Origin of the sequence: Spirosoma endbachense, from assembly GCF_010233585.1 — a bacterium.
In the GTDB taxonomy this organism is placed as follows: Bacteria; Bacteroidota; Bacteroidia; order Cytophagales; family Spirosomataceae; genus Spirosoma; species Spirosoma endbachense.
Genome location: NZ_CP045997.1, coordinates 2,887,479 through 2,911,338, shown reverse-complemented (window position 1 = coordinate 2,911,338; position 23,860 = coordinate 2,887,479). Strand labels below are relative to the sequence as shown.

The 23,860-nt window shown below is 46.9% G+C and carries 20 protein-coding genes and 1 pseudogene; 14 read left to right on the top strand and 7 right to left on the bottom strand.

Annotated features, from left to right (window positions below; all coding sequences use genetic code 11):
- The first annotated feature begins 16 nt into the window (after nt 1-16).
- From GJR95_RS11555 to GJR95_RS11495, 13 genes are all read left to right on the top strand, one after another.
- Nucleotides 17-2,536 carry a TraG family conjugative transposon ATPase gene (locus GJR95_RS11555; RefSeq protein WP_162386006.1) on the top strand — a complete coding sequence of 840 codons (2,520 nt, stop codon included), beginning with the start codon at nt 17-19 and terminating at the stop codon, nt 2,534-2,536.
- Nucleotides 2,537-2,541: 5 nt separating this feature from the next.
- Nucleotides 2,542-3,525: a hypothetical protein gene (locus GJR95_RS11550; protein ID WP_162386005.1), complete on the top strand. Its 984-nt coding sequence runs from the start codon at nt 2,542-2,544 to the stop codon at nt 3,523-3,525.
- A complete protein-coding gene (locus GJR95_RS11545) occupies nt 3,509-4,444 on the top strand; it encodes a hypothetical protein (protein ID WP_162386004.1) in 936 nt (311 codons plus the stop codon). The genes GJR95_RS11550 and GJR95_RS11545 overlap by 17 nt, the downstream gene beginning before the upstream one ends.
- Nucleotides 4,441-4,911, top strand: coding sequence for a hypothetical protein (locus GJR95_RS11540; protein ID WP_162386003.1), 471 nt, complete (start codon nt 4,441-4,443; stop codon nt 4,909-4,911). The genes GJR95_RS11545 and GJR95_RS11540 overlap by 4 nt, the downstream gene beginning before the upstream one ends.
- The gene (locus tag GJR95_RS11535; RefSeq protein ID WP_162386002.1) at nt 4,908-5,951 is read left to right on the top strand and encodes a hypothetical protein; all 1,044 of its coding nucleotides are present in this window, start codon (nt 4,908-4,910) and stop codon (nt 5,949-5,951) included. The genes GJR95_RS11540 and GJR95_RS11535 overlap by 4 nt, the downstream gene beginning before the upstream one ends.
- A gap of 17 nt (nt 5,952-5,968) precedes the next feature.
- Nucleotides 5,969-6,628, top strand: a complete 660-nt coding sequence (traK, locus tag GJR95_RS11530) for a conjugative transposon protein TraK (RefSeq protein ID WP_162386001.1) — start codon at nt 5,969-5,971, stop codon at nt 6,626-6,628.
- A gap of 317 nt (nt 6,629-6,945) precedes the next feature.
- Complete coding sequence (gene traM, locus GJR95_RS11525; RefSeq protein WP_162386000.1) at nt 6,946-8,157, top strand: conjugative transposon protein TraM; 1,212 nt, start codon at nt 6,946-6,948, stop codon at nt 8,155-8,157.
- Nucleotides 8,158-8,166: 9 nt separating this feature from the next.
- Complete coding sequence (gene traN, locus GJR95_RS11520; protein WP_232541155.1) at nt 8,167-9,225, top strand: conjugative transposon protein TraN; 1,059 nt, start codon at nt 8,167-8,169, stop codon at nt 9,223-9,225.
- Nucleotides 9,222-9,812, top strand: coding sequence for a conjugal transfer protein TraO (locus GJR95_RS11515; RefSeq protein WP_162385999.1), 591 nt, complete (start codon nt 9,222-9,224; stop codon nt 9,810-9,812). The genes traN and GJR95_RS11515 overlap by 4 nt, the downstream gene beginning before the upstream one ends.
- Nucleotides 9,809-10,231 (top strand): TraQ conjugal transfer family protein, encoded by a 423-nt coding sequence (locus tag GJR95_RS11510; protein WP_162385998.1) that lies wholly within the window; start codon nt 9,809-9,811, stop codon nt 10,229-10,231. Before GJR95_RS11515 ends, GJR95_RS11510 begins: the two co-directional genes overlap by 4 nt.
- 252 nt (nt 10,232-10,483) lie before the next feature.
- A complete protein-coding gene (locus tag GJR95_RS11505) occupies nt 10,484-11,278 on the top strand; it encodes a hypothetical protein (protein WP_162385997.1) in 795 nt (264 codons plus the stop codon).
- A gap of 171 nt (nt 11,279-11,449) precedes the next feature.
- A complete protein-coding gene (locus GJR95_RS11500) occupies nt 11,450-11,620 on the top strand; it encodes a hypothetical protein (RefSeq protein ID WP_162385996.1) in 171 nt (56 codons plus the stop codon).
- Between the two features lie 340 nt (nt 11,621-11,960).
- Nucleotides 11,961-12,551, top strand: a complete 591-nt coding sequence (locus tag GJR95_RS11495) for a hypothetical protein (RefSeq protein ID WP_162385995.1) — start codon at nt 11,961-11,963, stop codon at nt 12,549-12,551.
- A 192-nt stretch (nt 12,552-12,743) separates the two neighbouring features.
- Here the strand turns inward: GJR95_RS11495 and GJR95_RS11490 are convergent, their stop codons facing one another.
- The 5 genes from GJR95_RS11490 to GJR95_RS11470 all read right to left on the bottom strand — a co-directional run bounded on the left by GJR95_RS11490 (nt 12,744) and on the right by GJR95_RS11470 (nt 20,237).
- Entirely contained in the window at nt 12,744-17,804 is a 5,061-nt protein-coding gene (locus GJR95_RS11490; protein ID WP_162385994.1) for an N-6 DNA methylase, read from the bottom strand.
- Complete coding sequence (locus GJR95_RS11485; protein ID WP_162385993.1) at nt 17,794-18,183, bottom strand: hypothetical protein; 390 nt, start codon at nt 18,181-18,183, stop codon at nt 17,794-17,796. Before GJR95_RS11485 ends, GJR95_RS11490 begins: the two co-directional genes overlap by 11 nt.
- Nucleotides 18,184-18,451: 268 nt before the next feature.
- Entirely contained in the window at nt 18,452-19,060 is a 609-nt protein-coding gene (locus GJR95_RS11480) for a hypothetical protein (RefSeq protein ID WP_162385992.1), read from the bottom strand.
- Nucleotides 19,061-19,190: 130 nt separating this feature from the next.
- Entirely contained in the window at nt 19,191-19,439 is a 249-nt protein-coding gene (locus GJR95_RS11475; protein ID WP_162385991.1) for a helix-turn-helix domain-containing protein, read from the bottom strand.
- Nucleotides 19,440-19,499: 60 nt separating this feature from the next.
- The gene (locus tag GJR95_RS11470) at nt 19,500-20,237 is read right to left on the bottom strand and encodes a hypothetical protein (protein ID WP_162385990.1); all 738 of its coding nucleotides are present in this window, start codon (nt 20,235-20,237) and stop codon (nt 19,500-19,502) included.
- A 701-nt stretch (nt 20,238-20,938) separates the two neighbouring features.
- Here GJR95_RS11470 and GJR95_RS11465 point away from each other — a divergent pair.
- Nucleotides 20,939-22,066: a replication initiation protein gene (locus GJR95_RS11465; protein WP_162385989.1), complete on the top strand. Its 1,128-nt coding sequence runs from the start codon at nt 20,939-20,941 to the stop codon at nt 22,064-22,066.
- A gap of 310 nt (nt 22,067-22,376) precedes the next feature.
- On the opposite strand, the gene GJR95_RS11460 is transcribed toward GJR95_RS11465, so the two are convergent.
- Together GJR95_RS11460 and GJR95_RS11455 are read right to left on the bottom strand one after the other, a co-directional pair.
- Nucleotides 22,377-23,051, bottom strand: coding sequence for an AAA family ATPase (locus tag GJR95_RS11460; protein ID WP_162385988.1), 675 nt, complete (start codon nt 23,049-23,051; stop codon nt 22,377-22,379).
- A pseudogene (locus GJR95_RS11455) lies at nt 23,032-23,718 on the bottom strand (restriction endonuclease subunit S); the annotation flags it as partial. The pseudogene GJR95_RS11455 and the gene GJR95_RS11460, both read right to left, overlap by 20 nt.
- Between the last annotated feature and the right edge of the window lie 142 nt (nt 23,719-23,860).

Genomic DNA, 23,860 nt, shown 5'->3' with positions numbered 1-23,860 from the left:
AACTAAGGGCGCAATTATGGCATATTCTGTAAAAGAACTGGCAAAAGTCTTTCCACTCGGCGCGGTCGAAGAAAACTGTATTTTTTCTAAATGGGGCGACTTAACGCTGGCATTCCAACTTACCCTCCCGGAAATTTTTACTCTCAATGCGCGGTTTGAAAACGGCTCGGAAATGGGTGACTACCGGGAATTGGTGGAGACCTGGACAAAAGCAATAGGCGTTTTGCCAGCGGGTACAATTCTGCACAAACAGGATTGGTTTGTTGAAGAAAGGTATCGTCCTAACGCCAAGGAATTACCCGAAAGTTATTTGGACCGTTCATCCGAACTGCACTTCAATGAGCGTCCATTTTTGCATCATGAGTGCTTTTTGTACGTAACGTATTCTCAGGGTGAGCGAACGCGTACGAAGGCGGGGGCAACTTCCTTACTCAAACCGGGGCTAGTCCCCAAGCGGGCACTTAATACCCAGGAGATTGATAAGTTCATAGTGGCGGTTCTCCAATTGAAATCGATCCTTGAATCCTCAAGACTCATTAAATGCCGGCGCTTAGGGAATGATGAATTGCAACCGGATCGGGATGCTCCGGTAGGGCAGGCCGGTTTAATCGAGCGGTACATGACCTTATCGCTCAAGGATGAAGTCGTACCCTTGATGGATATGGACTTTACCTCAGAGGATGAGCTGCGGATAGGGGGGAAGTTTGTTAAATACTTTACCATTTCGCAAGTGGATGATATGCCAGATGCGATAAACACCAATGTTCGGATTGGCGCATTATCGACTGAAAACTCGAATCTATCGGTAGGGTACGCAACCCCCATCGGCCTGATGCTAGACTGCAATCACATCTACAATCAGTACGTGTTTGTCGATGATAAAACACTCATCACGGCGGAGCTTGAAAAGAAAGCGGGCAACATGCTGGCTTTATCCAACTTTGACCGGGCCAACTCCGTCAATGCGGGCATGGTCAACAACTTCCTGACGTTGGCGGCTGAAAAATCGTGGACGCCTATTCGTATTCATTCCAATGTACAGGTGTGGACCGATGATAAGCTGCGGTTACCCGAACTGCGTAACAAAACAACGGCGGCTATTGCTAAGATGAATTTGAAGCCGCGTGAGAACACCAAAGATGCCGCGTTTCTGTTCTGGGCCGGTATCCCGGGTAATTCTCCCGATCTGCCCCGTGAAGACACGTTTACGCAGTTTGCTCCCCAGGCGGCCTGTCTGTTCAATCACGAAACGAATTACTATACCTCGGAATCGTCAAGGAATAGCGTCCGGGTTGTCGATCGCCTGTCCGGTCGGCCCCTCTGGGTGGATTTTTCGGATGAACCCATGCAAAAAAATTGGGTCACCAATCGCAACAAATTCATCATTGGCCCTTCGGGATCGGGTAAAAGCTTTTTAACCAACCACCTGCTACGGAGCTATCATACGCACGGTGCGCACGTGGTGATCGTAGACGTTGGGGATTCGTACCGGGGTTTGTGCGCCATGCTGGGAGGGAAATACATTACCTACACCATGGAAAAGCCGATTCACTTCAACCCGTTTCACATTGAGGGACGGTTGATGCCGGATACGGAGAAAGCGGAATCGTTAAAAAACTTGCTGCTGACGCTATGGAAATCTGTAGAAGAGAAAACCAACCGCTCGGAATATAATGCGCTGTCGTCGGCAGTGATGGGCTATTTTAGTAAGCTTCGGGAGAACCCCGACATTGTCGCCTGCTTCAATACTTTCTATGAGTTCATGCACGACGATTTTAAAGCGTATCTGAACCGGGAAGGGGTTAAAGATGACTACTTTGATTTTGACAATTTCATGTTCAATCTCAAACCCTATTATACGGGAGGTGAATTTGATTTTCTGCTCAATTCCACGGAAAACCTGGATTTACTCCACGAACCGTTTATCGTCTTTGAGTTGGACAACGTGAAGGATCACCCGATCCTGTTTCCTATTGTCACCATCATTGTGATGGATACGTTTATTTCTAAAATGCGAAGGCTGGAAGGGACTCGGAAAATCATTTTGATTGAAGAGGCTTGGAAAGCAATCATGACGCCGAACATGGCGGGCTACATAAAGTACCTCTACAAAACGGTACGTAAGTTCGACGGAGAAGCCTGGATCGTAACCCAGGAGATTCAGGATATCATCAATAATCCAATCGTCCAAGATTCCATCGTCAACAACGCCGATTGTAAGATTCTGATGGATCAGCGCAAGTACGAAAACAAATTCACTTTTGTCAAAGAGTTGCTGGGCCTGACCGATAAGGAAAAAGACTTAGTCTTATCGATGAACCGGGATAACGATCCCAATCGCAAGTACAAAGAATTTTTTGTCAGCTGGGGTGGACAGCGGTATCGTGTCTATGGTCTGGAAGTTTCACGGCCCGAATACTATGCCTTCACCACCGAGCAAAGAGAAAAAATCCGGGTCTCTCGTAAGATTAAGTCGAACGGTGGAAATTATGATTTAGCCCTTAAAGAAGTAGTCGCTGAAGATCTAAATGCATAAATTCTATGAAACCAGTCAAGTTTGTTTATCGGGGCATTTTTTCGTTGCTTCTAGTGGCCGTAAGCGCAACAGTAAGCCTGGCTCAGTCGGCTGACACGACGGGTACGCCGCCCGATATGAGCCAGTATATGCCCATCGTTGATGTGCCACTCATCGGCAAAGCGACCGTTATCTTTCCGGGTCAAGCACCCATTAAAGTCGCTAAAGATGACCTGGGCGATGTAATTGGCAACTACGTGGAAAACTTGTCGAATCAGCTTTCTCCGGATAATGTCTTGAGTAGCATTGGCACTGATCTGACGGGCTACTTCGCGAGCATGAAGGATGAGCTGTCCGATGAAGTCTCCAATCTGATTGGTGAAAAGGAAGATCAGATTATGTCGGGTATCAGTGATAAGATTGCGCAACTAGCCTCAAAAATTGCGGATGTGGGTACCACACCGGCCGGAGAAGTTGAACGGCTGAAAAAGATGGTTGCGGATGGTTACTCGGCGCAGCAAAAAATTACCTACCAGACGCTTAAGGTCGATTACGCCTGGAAAAAATCGCATACCTCCCTCTCCCCTGAGTTCTGTTCCTACTATAAGGAGTTGAACATTAAAGGGCTATTTGACGCGGTAAAAAGCCACGTTCAGGATCTGAATAAGGTGTTGAGTTCACCCGTCTTTTCGGCGCAGGAACGCCAAGGCTATGCGTCGTTACTTAAGTCGGTGGGGAATACGCAGGATCTAGCCTCTTCGGTCAACATTGTTTGTAACTTAGGTAGCAACGGGTTAGGGGTTACGGTTTCTTGGATGTCCCAGGGGGAACGCATGGACGTACTGGATCAGGCGGATGAAGACATCAAAAAGCGATTGGAAGCGATTGGTAGCCTGCGGGACCAGTTACGGCGAATCTACGTCTACCGTATCGCAAAGCAGCAGTCGGATGAATTTAAGCAAAATAGCTTTCAACGAAAATCGGGCCTCAACCATGTCTATTCAAACTAATTACGCGCGTTTAGTAAGCCTGCTAATTATCCTAGGGCTACTAAACTTTTTACCCTTTCGTAGCCAGGCTCAGGATGAAGCTACCGATGTTTTAGGCCCAGGGCAATTGCAGGGAGGTATGCCAACCGATCCAGCGCTTCAGGCTGAGATTGATAAGGTGCTCGGCATGACCGAAAGTAAGATCAAACGGGGGATTGTTGATCCGGGCGTCGATCTAATGAACCTTATGGTCAATAAGGCGCTGGATGAGATGATTAAAGCCATTGCGGATGCGGTTGTTGTGGCTCCTGCGGCGGAAAAAATCATGTCAATTTATCAAAAAACCAAGGATAAGCGACTCGTTAAAAAACTGGCTTCATTGCGGGAAGTATGGAAGGACGGGCAGGAGCGGTTGAATAAGCTCAACTATCAGGATTTTAAACTAAGGTACGAATGGGCCCTGCAACATAATGAAGAGACTAAAGCCCTCAAAGATTCTCCTATCAAAGGCATAGAAAGCAAAATGACCAAAGATATATGGGGAACCGAAGTCTCCGCTATTGATCAGAGTTACGACAATGGCGGACCGACCTCAAAAATGATCAAACGCTATCTTGATAAGGCATCAACGGATGATGTAGCCTTTTACAACAACGCCATCGTCATGGGGACGCTGGGTAATACGGATTTGATAAAGGCCCGTAACGCGTTTAGTGCCATGAAAGGCAAGCCTGTTTTTCTATCGCCCTATGAACGGCTAAAATCGCAGCAGAAATCGCTAGCTCAAGCCAAACAGCAGCATCAGGATCTAGTCAGTTTTGGGACGAAGGTTGCGGCCTCGGTTGATTATTACCGGTTGGCGGAATCGGAACAGGCTATGCGGTCGATGCTAAGCAAAAAAATCTCTGACCCGTACATGGTTCGCTTCAAAAAGAAATGAAAAACGCACTCATAATGCTAGGCTTGCTGACGGCGGCTTGTCAGACCAAGCACGAACGGTTTAGGCGGGAAGCCTCTGCTTTTCCTCCTGGTTACATAGGCCGCTGGGAGACTGTCGTACCGGGTATTGGCAATCAGATTTTCCAAGCGGGCGTTTCCGTTGAAGCCTCTGGTGATTCGTTGCTATGGACCTACTTTTCTCAGTTGGTCGATACGACCAATCAGAAAACCTATGCCTGCGGACCTATTGTGACAACTATGCCAATCTGGTGGGATGATTCCCTGCAACTGGCTCAGGCAAATCATGGCGTTGGGCAGGGCTACGGGTTTGATTTTTTGCGACTGGTCAGTACAGACCGTCTACAAATAAATTCACCCGCCCTGGCCACCAGCTGCCGGGGGCCGGGCGGCTTTAATGCAAGTCAGTTACAGTTATCTAAAGTCACTTCTTTCCGCTATAAACCATGATGTTACTTCAAGCTCCTGGAACCGGCTGGAACGCTTCGGGTGCCAGTGGTGCCATAACCAGTATTGAAGAAGCCGCTGATGCCTTATTTGATACAATGCTGCCTGAATTCTCATCCTTTATGGCCATCGGGCAGGCAATAGGACTTATAGGCGCTTTGTTTTATGTCTTCTACCGGTTATGGGCGCATCAGGCCCGAAATGAAGCGATTGATATTTTCCCGTTGATTCGGCCACTGGTCATTTCGATGCTTTTATTGTCCTATCCTGGTTTGTATAGTGGCCTGGTGTATGTAGGGAGAACGCTCAACGAGGCTACGCAGGAAATGGGGGCTTCCCGGCGCGATGACGTGGAGCAGCAGGTAATCACCAACGCAAAAACGCGCATCCAGAATTTGACTAATTCCAACAATCCACCGCCGGTAGCCGCTGCGGAGGACAATCGGTCCTGGTTTCAGTTAATGACCGATGCGGTCATGGGTATGTCTAATTCGATTTCATCAGCGGCTGCGGACGCGGTGAATTTTGTGATCGACACGACGGTGAATTATGTCTTGATGGCTTTATTCAGGCTGATTTATTTTATCGTCATTATTGGCCTCAAAATTATCTCCACGTATTTTCTGATTATCCTGGGCATATTCGGTCCCCTGACGATTGGATTAGGCTGCTTTGATTGGTTTTATTCGTCCATTGCGGCCTGGGTGGGTCGGGTTTTGCACACCCTTTTATGGATTCCGATTGCTAACATGTACGGCTTCATTCTGGATAGTTTTCACCTTTCCAGTTTAACGGTTGAATTTCAACAACTTCAGGGTAATCCTGGTATGCCTAGCTCATCGATTGCCAATCTGTTATTTTATGCGGTGGGCATCTTTGGGTATTTGCTGGTTCCTAAACTGGCAACCTGGGTGTTAGATTCAACGGGAGTTTCGGACGGATTGCGAGCGATGTCGGCTCCCTTGCGTACCGCGGGTCAGGTAGCGGGTGCGGCCTCGGGCCAGATGGGTGGTCGGGTGATCGCTGCGGCGAGTAGCTATTAACTAAAAAAATCACGTGTATGAATGCAAATTTTAATTTTCGCTACCTGCGAAATATAGAGACGTCGTTTCATTTCGTACGGGCTATTGTCTTTTTAGCTTTACTTGGCTTGCTGGGTTTTGCTTCCTGGGTGGCTTATCTGTCCTACAAGAACAGTCACGAGTCGCGCGAAAAGATCTATGTGTTGGATAGCTCGGGAAAGTCGATTATGCTGGCTTTGGCGCAGGAACAAAATGCAAATCGACCCGCCGAAGCCAAGGATCACGTCAAAACATTTCTCAAGCTTTTTTTCAATCAGGAACCGGATGAGAAAGCCATCAATGAGAATATGAAACAAGCGGCTTACCTAGGCGATGAGTCAATTACCCGGCATTATCTTGATCTACGGGAAAAAGGATTCTATACAAAGCTGCTTCAGGGAAATACCATTCAAAAAATTATGATTGATTCGGTAGGTCTTGATATGAGTAAATCCCCTTACTACTGTTCCATCAATGCCCGGATACTCCTGGTCCGGGCAACCAATATCACGTTCCGAAAATTAAAAGCGGATTGTTATCTGATTGACGCGACCCGAACCGATAATAATCCGCATGGCTTTGTCATCGAGCGGTTTAGGGTAACAGACAACTCGGACATCGAAACGATTAACCGCGACCAGTACGAATTCAATCGCTGACAACCCCTTTGCTTCCTTAAGTACCATGGTATCCAGATTCTTACGTTGGCGGCAAAAGCCGCCCTCGGAGCGTATGGCATTCGCCTATCAACGCGCTCAACACCAGTTCGTCACGTGGCTTGGAAAGCTCGTTCGTATATGGGAAACGCAGCCCGTCCGCACTCAAAAAATTCAGTTGATTTCCGCTTTAGTGGTCCTGCTTTTACTGAGTTGCCTAAGTGTGTATCATACGGCTACCAGCCTGGCGCGTTCCGGCCTGGCGAGGCCTGACCTAGCGAGGCCCGGCCATTTTCCGACTCCTACAAATCAAAAACAACATGGACAACAACCAAGCGTTGGACCGCTTCGACGGAAGTAGAATCAAGCAGCTATTTCAGGATAAACGTTTCGTAACGTTCCTGACAGGGGCTGGCGTTTGCCTGATTCTTATTATCTATTATTTCATCCATCACACGCGGCCTAAAGAGACGGAGACGGGTAAGCTTCCTGTCAGCCTGAACGCAAATTTGCCCAATGCGGGCGATTCAACGGGCCTGCCATCCCGATCCAAACTAGAGCTGGCGGCTGATGCACAGCCGCTGGCCATGCCAGATCGGGGAGAACGGGGACTTAACTCGAATGTTCCAGGAACTCCGCAACTGGATATGCCTCGTCGTGGAGAAGCCGATTCCTACATTTATGGAAACGGTGTGCCTAAAGAAATTTATCAAGAACCCGATACGTCAACCATTCCCCCTCGTACCTTTTCCAGAAGCCGTAAATCAGCCAAGTCATCATCGGTTCGCGCTGATCTGTTATCGGATGAGCAGGAGGATGACGGAGATGAGAGCCCCGCTAAAACGAAAGCAGCCATCGAGAAGGAGAAAAAATTATTAGCGCTACTCCAGGAATACAAGGCGGATAAACTGAAACGGCAACAGGAAGCGCAGGGACGCGCCCTCAAGCCCGAAACGGTTGAGGTAACAACCGTCTCGTCACTGAACGGTCCCACGGGTAAAAACAGTTTTTATGGTCTTCAGTCTGATATGCGTAAGCAGCAGATGGACGCTACGGAGGATTCGCTTTCAGTAACCGTGAAAGCAATGGTTTTTTCCGACCAGGTAATTACATCGGGAGGCCGGGTCACGCTCCGGCTTTTGGAAACGATCACGCTACGTGGCCGCCTGATTCCTGAGGGGTGTTTACTATACGGGGTGGCCAATTTTGGTCGACAACGAGTCAACATTGCCATCAACCAAGTACAATATGAGGGACGTATTTTGCCCATGAGACTAACCGTGTACGATATGGATGGCTTGTCCGGCATCTATGTACCGAACGTGCTGGCGGTCGAACAAGGTCGTCAGGTGGTCGCTCAGGCAGGCCAGGGTTTCAATGTTTCAGCACCCGTTTATTCAACCAATGTTCCAGCCGTAGCAGCGGCTTCGGCGTTACAAGCCGGTCTTCAGGGAGGACGTAGTTTTCTTTCCCGTAAGGTATCCGTTCAGAAAGCTACCCTCAAAAACAATTATTACGTCCTGCTTAAATAAGTTTCGGCTATGAAAAATGTATTGTATCTAACCGCTTTTCTTTTCGTCATGAACCGGATAGCCTTCGCTCAGGCTCCTGACTCGGGGAAAAATTCGACGCCAAGCAAAACCAATTCTCTAGCGCAACGGCTTGACTCCTTACGCAAACGGGTGAACGGAAACAGCCATTCAGCGCCACCTAGCGCGGTTACACCCGGTAACGCCCGTGCAGGGATGCCGGGAGAAGCTCCCACACTGCCCACTGTGTTTTCCTATGGCTCTATTCCCATTCAGGATCGGAACGTCATTCGGTCCTACTATGTTGATTTAGCCTTTAACAAAACGACCTGTATTCTATTCAAATCACCTATTCGGTCGGTTGATTTAGGCTCGAAGGATATTATTGCCGATAAAGCCAATGCGGTTGATAACGTGTTACGCGTAAAAGCGTCCAGCATTGGTTTTAATGAAACGAACTTTAGTGTTATGACCGCTGATGGCCAGTTTTACAGCTTCGTGGTGAATTACAACGAATATCCCACGATGTTGGCTCTAGATTTATCGGTGAATGAGGATGGCGTTGTTCAACAGAAAGCCCGCTCGGTTAACCAGAAAGGTACAATTGTCAATTTTGCTGGGGTAAACACGTCGCAACAGGAGATCGTACAAAACTGTGCGCACATTATCGATCAGCGCCGACGGGTCAAACATGTTGGCATTAACAAATACGACATCCAGGCGAGCGTACGGGGACTGTACTATAAGGACAACGTACTCTATTATAAGATAGGGATAAAGAACAAATCTGCTATTAATTACGACCTGGACTATATCCGTTTTTTTATTACGGATAAGACGATTGCGAAAGTGACATCCCATCAGGAATTAGAGGTGACTCCCCTCTACGTATATAACAAACCGTTAGTCATAATTCCCGGTCATCAAACGGTTGAAAAAGTATACGCCTTTCAAAAGTTTACCATCCCCGATGACAAGGTTGTTCAAATTATTCTAGGGGAGAAAAACGGGGGGCGCACCGTTTCCTTCACGATGGCTAACCAAGATATTTTAGACGCCGATACCTTATGAAAACGATTCAGATAGCCCTGCTTTTCGCGAGTTTATTAGTAGTCCGACAGGCCTCTGCGCAGCGGCATATAAAAGGCCAGACAGCGGTTAGTTGTGTAGTAGGTATCGTTGATAACATACCCCATATAGCCTCGCCCCATGCACCGGATAGCGGCTATATGGGGGCCGTTGATTACGTATGGTACCGCAAAAACGAGCGGTATTGGAAAGCTTCCTTTACGTACATGCGTAAGTATTATGAAGCCCAGACTAGGCCTCAACCTTTGGTGGAGCACTATTGGTTAGCCGTGGAGTATGTACCGTGCGGTTTCTATACGACTCACCGCTGGCTCTATGTTGCGCCAACAGTGGGTCTCTATGTAGGCTATGAATCGGTCAACCGCAACCAGTCAAATATTGCCGAAGGCATCATACAGAATAAGTCAACAGGTGCCATTGGGCCTCAGCTTGGGCTGGAAGCTGAAGCATACGTAGGCCCGGCGCTGGCTCTTGTTGGTGGAGTCACTGAACGGTACATCCCGTTTTCAGAAGTTTCTACGTTTCGCACCACTGGATACCTGGGTATCCGTTACTGTTTCTTCCGATGAAAACGTCAATTTACTGGGCCTGCGGCCTATTACTGGCGGTTGCAGCCTGTCAAACTGAATCGCTCGATATACAGCGAACGTTTCCTTTTCAACTGGAGATGGATGCGTTCCCGGCGTCGATTCCCTGGCAAAAACCAACCTCTGTGGGCTTTGGTATTAAGCCAGAATACCTCACGTCGGGCAATGCCTATCGACTCTCCTGGCAGGTAGCAGCTCCCCGTAAAGCGGTATTGTTGCTGAACAACAAGGTTCTAGCGCCTGGTGGAAAAATCGTCGTTTCAGCCAACATGAGCCGGTTATTGAGCGATACACTCACGTACCTGCCGACTGATTCAGGTTCTCATGCGCTAACGCTTCGTGTGGTTGATTCGATGGGACAATCGAAAGATACAACCTTCACCTTAAGGGCGGTTAACTAACATGGTAGCACTCAAATCGTCGCCAGAGCCAGTTTCTACCCCGCCAGCTACTCGTGAGCGAAAAAGTAGATCATCGGCTTCCTGGCAAGAATGGCTGGTGTTATTGGCTTTGTTTCTAATCGTTTTTCTCCTGTATCAATGGATAGTCGCCCCTTGGGTAAACGCTTACCTATCCGACAGCCTATGGGAGCACTTTTTTACACGATTTCAGTACCGATAAAGGCAATTTTAACCGTTACTTCCCTTACTAGTATGATTAGTTTGGACCGTTATAAACAGCTGCTTGCGCTCACCAATTTTCAGTATGAGCAAGCTCGTCAACTGATCAGCGATTTCACTGATCAGGGAATTTTGCTGGCTCTGCCTGCTACAGTAGACAAACCAGAACACTCGTTTCTCGAATCAAAAGCTACCTACCAGTTCCGTAACGAACTCTATGGTGCCCTTCAATTCCGCCAGTATTCACTGGCGATCGATTTGGAATATCAAGTGACGGCTATGCTAGGCGAGTTGAACCTAACGGCGGATAATTTTCAAGAGGTCCGTGCGCTTTTCGGGCGTATTTTACTGGAAACAAAGCCCTTTGTCAAACGGCTGTATGCAAATTGGGGGGTTGACGAATCAGCGTACCGGGCTCCTGATTTCAATCTTGTTTTATTATGGTATAGCCGAATAGTGCTTAACGGCTGGGCGATTCCAGCATCTCTGTGGCCTGCTCAGGAGATGGTCACTTCGGAGGGGTATGAAGCGGCTAGTTTACCGGCTACTGGGTCTTTAGATGATCAAAAGTCGACAGACGTAAGCTGGGATTCGATTATAGAGTTGCAGACAACCCAACGGGTTAACCCAAACCTGCAAGCCGAAATTGATTTCCTTGCGCTTACCCAGAACGATACCGATGCCATAGGTGATGAGGTAACTAGTGAAATTGATCTTGATAAGCCATCTCAATCGGATCAATTCATAGCCATGTTTAAGGACCATTTTCCGACCGATAGGCAGGCCGACCGATTTGCCATTCCGAATCCGCCCGTTGCAGAAGGTTAGTTATACCTACAGCCTGATCGTTATCTTCCCCGTTTGACAGGTAATCCTATAAACCTTCGGATAAATTCCTTAACCCATTCCGTGCTCAATACCCCAATCAGCCTACCGACAGTAAAGGTACGGAGTAGGAAGCCAGTCTTTTTTGGACTCTCTAAACTCATTAATAGCTACATGGAACTTAACATTTTTAAGCGTAAATCGCTTCCAATGGCCTTTTTAAGCCTGGTATTGATCCTGGTTTCACTCTGCATTGTCAGTTTTCTGATCGCAGAATTCATCGTTCATTTCTGCTCTCGTACCGGCTCCGGTGTTGTCTTTAGCTTATCTCCTTCACGCAAATGACCGCTGCCCAGATCCGAGAAAACATCCTTTAGCAAAGTGACGAAGCACTGCTGACGAGCCTACCGACCACTACGCGGCTGGCTTGTCAATGCTGCGGCAGCGTCAGCGTAGCAAAACGGGCTCATTCTAAAAAAAACCAGACCTACTATTGTCCGGTTTGTAAGGAGGATAAGCCCGTTCACCCGGTAAGGTACTACAGTAAGAATAAAACCGCTGACCCGGTAAAGGCGGTGGCCAGGCACCGGGAATTCTGGCAAAAGATTTACTACGAACAACTCAACCGCGAGTCTGGGCCTAAGACGTTTCAACGGCCGGACTGATCACTACTTATTTCTAAGCGATGAAAATCTATTCTATACTACTAGGTGGTTTACTGGCTCTGCTAGCGGAACCCGGCTATTGTAATTCCCCAGCCAGTGGGGATTCCCTAATGAAAAAATGGCAACAGGCAGATCATTTCAAGGGGTTAATTGATCTACCAACATCCAGTCTACACTACGCCTTGAGCGGCATCAGTGACTCAACCGCGCAGACGTTTGTTCAATTCGGTTTGGCTCAGATTTATGATCACCCTGAGCGGGCTAAACTTTACGCCCAGAAACTACAGGCCTTTCTTCATACTCACCCGCTTGTAACGGACGAGCCGGCTGATTTTCACGATGGTTTTCTGTACAGCGGTACGATACCGCGCTCAAGCGCATCCCGGCTATCTCTTTATAATCCTGCACCTGATGAACGACCTAAACACGGAATAGATGGCTTGCTTGATCTGCTGCCCAGCTTTACTTTTTTCAAGACCTTGTGGGGCATTTTTTCGTTGTGTTGCACCTTGGTTGTTATGCTGGCGACGACATTGTATTTAGTAGGCCGCAAAAATGGAACAACCTTTACGCTCATTCTTAACCACAATGGCCAAACCACTCACTTATGAACGAAACCTCAGCTTTTTCGTCGCCATTCATTCGGTTAGGCGCTAAAAGAAGGGTGAGCTATTTTAGTTAGGTACACTTACCCAGTGTTTTTATTTTTTAAAGCTTGTCGGGTTACGTCTCGATATCACTTGTCCACTTTTGGTTGACGACTTACACTAGGGACCTATCTGTTTTGGTACATGAAATGTACATTAAGCAATTTCTATGCTTTGATCCTGTTGCTTTTTAACCGTCGTTTTTTCGATGTGTTTCGTTTGTTGCGGTTCTTTTTCCTGTCCAATCGTTTGCAGGCGTGTTTCGACCTGGCGCAGCTCTGATCTTAAATCCTGAAGTTTATCCCGTTTGCCCCAGGGCTTGGCTACGATGTCTGTCAACAGTTTATGCTGCTGGGTTAAGTTGTCAATTTTTTCCCGCTGTGATTCCATCAGGGAAGGAATTTTTTCGAGTCCCCGAACAAACTGCCGGGCCGCTACGTCTGGACTGTGGCCGCTTAAATAGCCATTGTTATACGAGTACGTTAGTTGATCACCTTTGACAATAAAGGCATTTTCTTTAACTGCCTTTCCATCGACACGGTAGCCAGCATCGGTTCGCACGTATAAGCCGAAACCGTGTAAGGTGCCCAGCTGCTTTAGGCCGCCCTTGGTGTCTACTTGTTGATCAACCTGATTGATGTATTCACCCAACTCTTTCAGTTTAGTGATCGGCTTGTTCGTTAACGTAATTTTTACGGCATTGGGTAGATTACCTTCTTTATCAAATTGAGTAACGGCGGTCAGCTTTGTATAATCAGCCTGAAGCTGCGATAACGTTTTCTGCGCTTTCTCCACCGAATTCGTTACCTCCGTTAGCATCGACCCCGCTTTGTAGCCCTCCTTCTGAAATAACTTCAATTCACTTTCCAATGCGGTGATCTGTTTTTCTAACCGGGCTTTTTGGAGTAGGTCTTGATTGCCCGATAAGATGGCCACGTACTCCGAAAAGTTCATGCCCGTAGCCTCATCAAAGGCACCTTCGTCTAACCGACGACCCGTCATTGCTCCGCTCTTGATCTGCGCGATAAAGGTGGCCTTGGTGTGCAGTAAATTAAACTTATAGTTGTCCAAGGACTGCTCGGTAGCGAAGACGTAGTTTTTAACTTCGTTATTAAAGTGATCACGGGCGACAACATTGCCGGTTCGTGAACCACGTCCAACGCGCTGGTCGAGCTCAGCCGGTTTCCAGGGGATATCCAGATGGTACATGGCGACCACCCGCTTCTGCGCGTTTACGCCGGTACCCATCGTTCCCGTCGAGCCGATCAGCACGCGCACCTCACCCGTATTGGCCATATCCCACAGTGCATTCCGTTCCTTGTCATTTTTGCACTCCTGAGCAAACCGAATCTGATGGTCAGGGATGCCATAGTCCTGAACTAGTTTGTCGCGCAGGGCGCTGTAAGCGTTCCAGGTAGCGCCTGGTTTATACGTACCCGTATCACAAAAGACCATTTGTGTTCCTTGGTAAGGGGCGCTCTCATGGTAGTGGCTGGCGATCAGCGCTGCACAACGGGAGAGTTTACTGCTCGGGTGATCGGCCAGGCTTGGGTCAATCAACCGCATGTCCAACGCGGCTTTTTTGGCGTAGTTGGTGGCAATGAGCATTTTCGCCGTTTGCTCTTTTTCCGACAGGGGCGCACGACCCAGTATCGTTCCGTCGCCGGTTTTGGCGAATTCAATCAGTTTTTTGTTGAAGTCGGCCTGATCCGGCGTTGGCGGCAGGCTGATCAGCCTATCAACCGCTTTAGGGCGGTCGAGGCCCACCATCGAAGCCGTTCGGTAGTCGGTGATCTGGCTATAAAACTGGGCCAGTTCGGGCACTTTAATGAAATGGCGGAAGCGTTCTTTGACCAGTAGTTGATTGGTTACACTGTACTCGTAATCCGACGTTTTCTTGGCGTAAACCGCGGCCCAGGCATCGAAATTGTCGATATGCTGCCGGGCCATCTCCTTTGGTCGTAAGTACTTAAACAGCAAGTACATTTCCGTCAGCGAGTTGGTGATGGTCGTACCGGACAGGAACGTCGCGCCCAGATCTTTACCCGTTCGCTCCTGGATGCTGCGCACGGCGTAGAGCAGGTTGGTGGCCCGCTGGCTGCCTTCCGGACTGCCCAATCCGGCAACCCGGTTGTGGCGGGTCGTAAACTGTAAATTCTTAAACTGATGCGATTCATCGATAAACAAGTGATCGATGCCCATTGTACCGAAATGGGGAACCGAATCCGTCTTTTTATCCAGTTCACTTTGCAACCTCAACAGTTTAGATGTTAGGTTGGCTTTTCTAGTTTCTAATCCTTTCAGTAGCGATTTGGAAATGGTACCTCCCGTTTTGGCCAACGTCTTTAAATCTTTCTCCAGGTTGCGCAGCTCGTCCCGCATAACTTTCTGCTGCACGTCGGGGGCCTGGGGAATGCGGGCGAACTGATCATGGGTTAGAATGATACAATCCCAGGCCCCGTTTTTAATCGAGTTCAGGAACCGTTCCCGGTTGGCCGGCGTGAAGTCATCCTGACCGGGGTAAAGCAGCCTGGCATTGGGATAAGCCGTCCGGTAGGTTTCGGCAATCTGGTTGACATTGGCTTTCATGGCCAGGATCATGGGTTTATTGACCAGACCTAACCGCTTCATCTCGTAGGAGGCTACCGTCATAATGAGCGTTTTACCGGTTCCAACCTCATGATCGGCGATACCCCCGCCGTTTTGAAGCAGCATCCAGGTTACATCCTTCTGCGATCCGTATAAACCGGGTATGCCCAGTCCTTTAAGGTTTAAATCGGGAAACTGTTGGTGAGCACCGTCATACTGCGGTTTGACAAAGCAATTGTACAACCGGTTGTAGCGATCAGCCAGGTCCTGTTTTAACTGCGGGTTCTGGGTGGGTAGCCATTCGACAAAAGCGGTACGGATCTGTTCAATTTTAGTGGCGGCCAACTGGGTCGCTTCGCCATCGAGTATCTTCTCCCCGTCTGGCCCTTCCTTATTGATGTTGGGGGTTGTATTATACAACGCATACTCCATCAGGGTCAGACCATCATACATCCGGAATTGTCCCTGTACGGCGTACTGCTGGGTAATAGTAGCATTCTTATAGTGCCACGAGGGCAGATCGACGCTGAATTCGTCTACGGAAGGCGCATAGGTCACCGTGAGGTTACTACCGAATAAATCCTTCGCAAAGCGTTCGTAGATTTCGGTTGGTATCCAGCGTTCCCCTAAATTAAAATCCAGTTCATCGAAGCTAATGGGCGTGGGCTGGCCCTCCCGGAGGGCTCTGAGGGCAGGCCCGGCCAGTGGATCGGCTGCCAGCACTTCCATCGCTTCCAGCTTCTCCACCACGTTTCCACTAACTAGGGTAGTTGGCGTCTGGTACTGCTGTTCTAGCGGATTGTACAGGATCTGCCCGTCCAGCTCCTTAACGAGCTGCGGCCCGGTCAGTTTGGTGAGTTCCTGGACATAGTCCATATCAACCCGACCCAGTTTACTCAGGCAAGCCGTCAGGGCATCCTGGGCGGTGAACTGCACCACCTTGGCCTGCTGAATGCTGACGGGCTGATTGAAAATATCCGCCCGAATAAACTGTTTGTTCGCATTGGCCTGCTCTAGCGCCAGCAGGCTGCGGCCATTGGGGTCGAGCAGCGCCAGCCCCGCATTCTTACCTTCATTGATGGCTCCGTAGCGCGTTATAAAAGCACCGTAGGCCGTATTTAGGGCCAGGCGCAAGTCGGGCTGTAGCTGCTGGGACTGGGTTTCCCGACGGTACAACCGCTCGTAGGCATCCCGGATTTGGAGCATGGCTCCTAGCCGGGCGTGGTCCATCTGGCCAGGCATTGTCTCCAGGGTTTTATAGTCAGGAGCCAACCGACCGACCTCGCCTTGTTGGAACACCAGACTACCCACCTGGTAAAATTCCTCCAAGGGCAGGGTTAACGGACGAGGTGGGCGAATCGCGGCTTCACTCACGGCAAACAATTCTCCCTGCACAAACAGGGGCGATGCGGAGCGGTCCGCGGCCCGGCTTGGTTGGACCCGCTGCGCGGTAGATTGCATCTTATGCTGCTCAAAGCTTTGTTGCCGGAAGGTGCGGGCCATATCCTCACCCACATAGCGGCCAACCTGCTGGGCGATTTTGTCCAGCCCACCTTCGTACTCATAGAGCAACGCGGGTTTGCCGTATTGATCGGTGTCGATTCTCTGGCTGGTGGCAACGATGTTTTCCCCTTTAGCAAACAGTTCATTGATAACCGTCTTGGCGGGGCTAACGGTGGACTTGACAAATTTCCTTTCCTGATCGGTGAGTGCCGTTTTGCCGCTTCGTTTCTGAAGCAAAACAAGATCGCTACCGACGCTCGTGCCGGCATAGTCGGTAAACAGGTTATGGGGCAATCGAACGGCGGACAGCAGGTCGCAGGTCTTCATCAGGTACTGACGGACCGGCTCATTCGCGGGGGAATTCAGCAGGGCGTCCGTCGTCAGAATAGCCGCTACGCCGCCTTCCCGAAGTGCGTCCACACTTTTGACGCTGAAATACGTATGTAGCCGGGCGCAGGCCGACCGGCGCTGTTTGTCTTTACTGTTGGCCAGGGCCTCATCCCAAATCGCGACGTTGCCAAAGGGAATATTGCTAGCCACCAGATCGAAGCGATCATTAAGCTGACGGCCCGTTTCTTCAAACCCTTTATTGGCAACGGTATACTGCGGGTAAAGTGCTTTGAGGACCAGGGCGGTAGCCGGGTCTTTTTCGATCAGCTGCGCGGCTCCGATCGGAAGACCACCCTGGGCAAAAGCCTGGGGAAAAATGCCAGTTCCGGCTGATGGATCTAAGTAGTGAATAGGCGCAGAACCCATAGCGCTGGCCAGTTCCTTGCCGACCTGCTCCACAAGCTGCGGGGGCGTATAAAACCCAGACAGGACGTTATTTCGGATGCCGGATAGGTACGCCTCCGCCCGATCGCCAGCGGCCTGGGTTATTAACTGGTGCAGTTGCTGAACACCGGGACGCAGCTGATTATCCAAGGCAGTCGTCCAAAATTTATCATCCTGAATGGGCAGTAGGACCGATTTTAGGGCACCAAAGCCACTGTAGGCCGATAAAATCGCTCGTTCGTCAGCGGTCAATTCAGCCGGGTTAGCGGCTTTGGTGCGCTCCTCGACCAGAAACGCCAGCCGTAAGGCTTCCAGGTTGGCGGCTAAATGCGCGCGATGATTAAACGCCATGGGTCAGGTGTTTATCGCGGTACTCCGTGATTAATCCAATGATGTAGGCATTGGCCAATCGGCTCTGAGGCTCAACCAGCCAGGACATAAATTTCTGTAGCAGAACGGGGAAGTGGGGCGAGCTGGCCAGTTCAGGCTGCTGGTCGAAATCGTCAGCCAGGATGTCTTTTAGTCGGCTGGCCGCGTCCAGGGTAGGAGTGATGGTTTCGAGTAACACCGACTCGGCGTTTTCGAGGGCTTGCTGAAGTGGTACGCCTTGCCGACGTAGTTCTTCGAACGTGTTTTGTGCGGCTGTGACGGCCGACTGCTGCTGATCGGCATGGATGGGCAAATCGGCAGTAAGACTGCTTAATCGAAGTGAAAAGTAATCCGTTTCCATAGTTGAATAACACGAGTTGAACTACCTCACTGGCAGCCCAGCGTTTAATCAAATATGGCGATTTAAAATCGAGATCACTAGTCCTTCACTATCAGCCGATTAGTGAGGTATTGCAGGCAGTTACTTGGCTGGGGACGAAGCATTAATAGTAGGGGACGAAACAGCACAACGCAGGGATAAAACAAAAACGGGACTGTATTAAAATTTTCGTTTATGATTGGCTCCTGTGCTTTAATTCTAGACCGGATGTAATTTTATTTGGGTATCGTCAAGGTTTCCACCAAGCCCGAAGCCTACGCCAAAAGGAGGTCTTCGATTTAATTAGCCCATTTTGGGATAAGATTATAGGACCAGGTTTAGCTACATTATCGTCAGAGACCATTAGCGGTTTATCGAAATTTTGTTGAAAACCCATATACTTATCCTCCAGCACCACTTCGTAGCGATAGGGTAATTTCAACAGCTTTGCCCACTCATTCAGGCGGCTGAAGACATCCAGGTAAATTTTTGCCGTTGACTCATCGGGCAGTTTAAACCGACGCCCAAAATCCAGAAAATTAATTGGACTGGCAACGAAATGCTGAAATCTGTACAGAACGAACCCCCGGTCTCCTGCTTGGATGTAGTGCGATAACCAATATAAGACAAACTCTTCCTCGTAGCTGACGATTGCCCAGTGGAGGTCCGTTGTGGCCTGTTCAAACGTATCTAGTGTAGGCGTTGATGGATCTATCTTATTTAACGAACTAAGTACATTCCGGATGGTAGTATCATCGGGACAAAACAGGATATTTCGTTCCAAAGGAAAGGGTTGCCAGGGAACCTCTTTCCAGATGGGTTGGTACTGTTTTTGGTAAAAAACAATAGCTTCTCTCATAGTGTTATTTCCTTTAAACCGACCGCCGGTCGGCCCCGCGTTAAAACGAAATCCTCTTCGCAAGATATTGATAGATAGCCACTTACCTATCCTGTACGAAAGTTTTGTACTCGTTATGAAGAGTACCCAATTAGTGTGAAGCGCCGGGAATGTGTTGGAGCGCGGCAGCCATTAATGTCACAAAATTTATCTCCAAATTGATGGCTAACTCCCAGGCCACGGGTAAGGTAGGATTTTTTAGACCTCGTTCAATTTGTGAAATGTACGTTCGATCTAACCCACACTTTTCGGCCAACTCCTCCTGAGTTATTCCTTTTTTTCGCCGTTCTTGTCGAATGGCTTTCCCAAATGCCACTGATATAGGACTTGCCTCTGCCATAGGACGGCAAAGTTCGTTGTGTCTGAGCGGTTAAAAAATGGACTATAGTCCACATTTAGTCTATTCTATTGAACGGATATAGAGTGATGACTTACCATAGCTCACCTTCTCAGTATAGTTTTCTAATTCCCGGTCGATGAGTTTATTATCATACGATACAGGACGGGTAATGAATTTTGAATCAATAAAGATTACGTTAAGCCGCTCAATTGAAGGTTGTTCCGATCGCTTTTCGTCACTGGCTTGCACATGCTTTAGTAAATGCTCATTGGCCGTGCCGGTTTTGATCTGCTCCTGATCTTCAAAGTAGCGGAATGAACAATACCAGTAGCGGTAATAATGTTCATAGTTAGAGGTACAGAACTCAAATTTTTCGGGCGTATGCCGAATCGCTCGTAATAAGGTATCAATTTCCTGTAGCTTTTGTTGCTGGCCAGGCGTTAGCTGATCCAGATAGGATTTATTAAATAGTGTGTCGCGCTGCTCTTTGAGAATAGTCAGCGCCGATGCTGCCTTAACCCCACGGCCTATTTGGTATTTATGCTTATTATAAAACGTAAGGGATATAGCGGGTCGCTCAAAGTTGACAAGTTTAAAATTTTTGTAAGGCTTGCCCGGCCTGTAATAAGGTCGAAACAGTTTCATGTGCTCTGCCGGAACAAAGTAATACTCCAGATCAGATTCCACAGGTAAAGCGCTGATCTGATGAATAATAGGTTGCAGATCGGTTTGATAATGCTTTAACAGTAGCCGAATAGCGGGCAGTGGCGCTAGATCAGATTGCTTTGCTTTAGCCATAAGGGGGATTTTTAGCAAAAATAGCATAACTATTTCCCTGTAAGGTAAATAGTTTATATAAATTTAGCCTTTTTACCCTTTTATATAATCAACATTAGCGTTTTGATTTTTTGATTTTTATCAATATCTATTTGATTGATTTAGGAAGCCTATAACCTGCTAATAATTAAAAGGTTATGGGAAGCAAAACAAGGTTTGGTCGGTTAAAAAACAAGGTTTGGTCGGTCTGAGTATATTCAGAAAGTGAGTTTTGGCCGGATTTATAGTGAGGTTTAGTCGGTCCTATGGTAAGGTTTAGTCGGTTAATTTAAGAATAGTGAGTTTTGGTCGGTTTAAAAGTGAGGTTTAGTCGGTCAAGTGCGCAAAGTGAGCTTTAGTCGGTTTAAAAGTGAGCTTTGGTCGGTAGGGGGGAGGGAGAAGCAAACCAATCTGTTTTTTATCCTAAAGACAGCCGATAAAATTCAATTTGTCCACATTTAAGTCTATTTCGTCCCCACAATTGTAGCAGTTATCCCCACTTTTTTGCTTGAGTTTTATGAAAAAGTGAGGTTTAGCCGGACGAAAAGTGAGGTTTGGTCGGTCAAATATTGAGAAAAGTGAGCTTTAGTCGGTCAAAAAGTGAGTAAAAGTAAATTTGCATTGATCACATTTACTTTTTTAACGGATTATTTATAACCTTTGTAAATCTATCTGATCAAGCCATGCCAAAAGCTGCACCTACTCCTCAGCAGTTATCGCTTTTTAACCGGTATCCGACTAACTATCAGTCCAATCTGTTTACAGAATCCCGGCAGGAATTTACAGAACTGGAAAAAAAAATCGTCACTTTACTCGTCAATCAATTGGGTAATATGGCGGTACAGGGTAAGATTCAGCCGGATGTAAACGTGGTGGTCACTATACCTTATGGTGAATTAACCAAAGATCGATATGAACGAATTACAGAGGCTGCGGAATCGCTGTCGAAAAAACGGATATCGTTCAAAGATGACCGAAACAATCAATTTATTTTTATTACCCCGTTTCCGTTTGTTCAGTCTTTGTTAACAGAGGGGCGGCGCTTCATTGAAATCAAATTATTAGCGGATGTTGTGCCTCATTTTGCGGCTCTAGGTCAGCGGTATACTAAATACGATTTGGACGTAATGCTTTCCTTATCATCCGTTTACGCCCAGCGTATGTTTGAAATTGTAAGCATGCATTTTCACATTAAAAAAATGCGATTTACGTATCTAGTGGAAGAGCTACGCAATATCCTGAACTGTCCAGAATCGTACAGGTACGTTGATTTTAAAATCAATGCACTTGAGGTTGCTCAGCGTGAATTACGCCAAAAAGCTAATATCATTTTGGAATGGCAACCATCCCGCAAAGAGGGCAAGCGGGTGGTAGAACTCGAATTTCAAATACGAACGGCCCAGCAGCTGGCAGTGGAGGGGGTACAGGAAGATGCTGAAAAGTTGAGCGCTTTAGCTCCGCACGAGTTAGTAATTAAAGGGTATGAAGTAATGGCACAGTATCAACTAAAGCCTTGGCAAAAAGACCTAATCATAACCGATCCTGAGCTGCTGGAAACCTTATTCCGACTTCATTCTGAATTTCTTAATGGCATGCGTCCAGACGTGAAGAACCGCAATAAATATTTAGCTAAATCACTGGGGATGGATAAGCTAAAGCAGCCAAAAACTGCAGCACGGGACACCCAGACGTCAAAGGCGCTCCAGCCACAATTAAGTTTCCATCGACCAGCGTCTGATACACGAATGAGTGGTCAGGCTCAATCAATTGGATCATTACTCGGCACTATATTACCCGAAAAAAAGGGTTGAACTTTCCAGATTAAATGCCTTCTTGTATTTAGTCATCTAAGGCATAAACCACTAATTCCAGTAGCATACGATTCGTATGCTACTAGAATAGGTTTACAAAGGAGAACAGTACTGATTATCAGCCTGATATTGCACATTTCCGAACCGTACTTTTTTGTATGGGTACCATTTTAGTGGTGGATAGCCTTGACCTTGGTGAGTGACAATGAATCTACTGCATCGATTGAAGCCGAAGAATATGGCAGCTCAACTGGACAATTTTGCCGATGAATTTTCTTCACTAATTCAGTTTATGCAAGTGGAGGCTGTTTTATAAGAAAGCCCTGCCCTCACTAGCTAATAATAAATTAGAAACAACTATAGCTGCATTACTTTCATAATTCAATAAGAGTAAGTTAGGGGAAACTATTTTCTCTTGAGAGCCTTTATTCGAAAGTGCCTGTCTAGCAACCTGCTGTGCGTAATAATCTTGTAGGTCAACAAACGGCATGGTTAATAAATCATTTAATCCAGATGTATAAGCAATAACTAATGGTAAGTATTTTCTAGTTGATTTATCGTTTGGCAGTTTTACATAATTAATAGTACTAAAAAGATCATGAGCTATTCTTTTAATATAAAACAAAGGCTCATTCTTATTATCTTCCTTTCTCACTACTTTTATTTCATGCTCTTCTCCTTCTACTTTAATTTTATATCTTATCTCAAAGAAAATTGGTTCTTTTTTTTTATTATCTGCAAAAGCAAAGTAATTGGGACTTTCTTCTGTATAAATATTTTGCTTTTGCAAAAAATACACTTCAAGTTCAAAGAAAATATCTGCTAATAGTTCTAAGAAATTAGATTTTCCACTACCATTTAGACCAACTAGAGCAATTGGATCTAACTTACCTTTTAAAAGACCAAGCTTAGGGAATTTTTGCCCGTCAGGGATTGGCTCTAGGCTTCTGTAACGATTAAAAATTTTAATTTCTTGAAGCTTCATGGCTATTGATTTTATACTGTATTATCCCTTCGTGTTGCACAGCAATGAAGAATGGAGTAGCTAAATCCTCTCCAATAGCATCGTTGGTTAATTCTTGAAATACAGCCCAGAAATCATCATAATCAAAATCTACAACAATCTCGCCTATTTTTTTTCTTATTGTATTCATATCCTCAGCAGATAGGAACTCATTAGACGAAAAATCCTCTAAAGTAATTTCTTTAATCTTCGTCTTTATTTTATCTATTTCATTCGATTTTAAATAATATCTATTTATATATATTGTTCGATTTTTCTTTAACAAAATTTGTTCATTTGCAAATTTTACCTTTTGTTCCTGTAGGTCGTCCTCTATCTCTTTAAAAGTTAAACTTTCATTGTAAGATTGTAATCCATCTATTTGGAAGGCTTCACTAAGGATGGCTTTTTCTAATAATGTAAAGTTCAATACTGCTTCTTTATATTGCGATAAAACTCTATCAGAAATATTGAGCAGCTCTTTAGCTATTTTAACAATATTTTTTTGTTCTTCGATTGATGGAAGAGTTATTGGTAGCTCTAAGAGAGTTTTTTGGTTAATTTTGGGCATACTCCCAGATGAACCAGTAGCTTTATCTCGTAGATAATTCCTGCTTGATTGTGAAGATAGTACTAATAAAAGAAATTCATTATCGACTTTTGTACTAGTACTCTTCCAATTTAATGGTTAGATAAAAGTAGCTATCTTTCCGACATGGGCCAAATCGCTAAACCGTTTGTGCTGTCGGAAGCCGATCTCACAACGCTCGACCAACTCGTTCGTAAAGGTA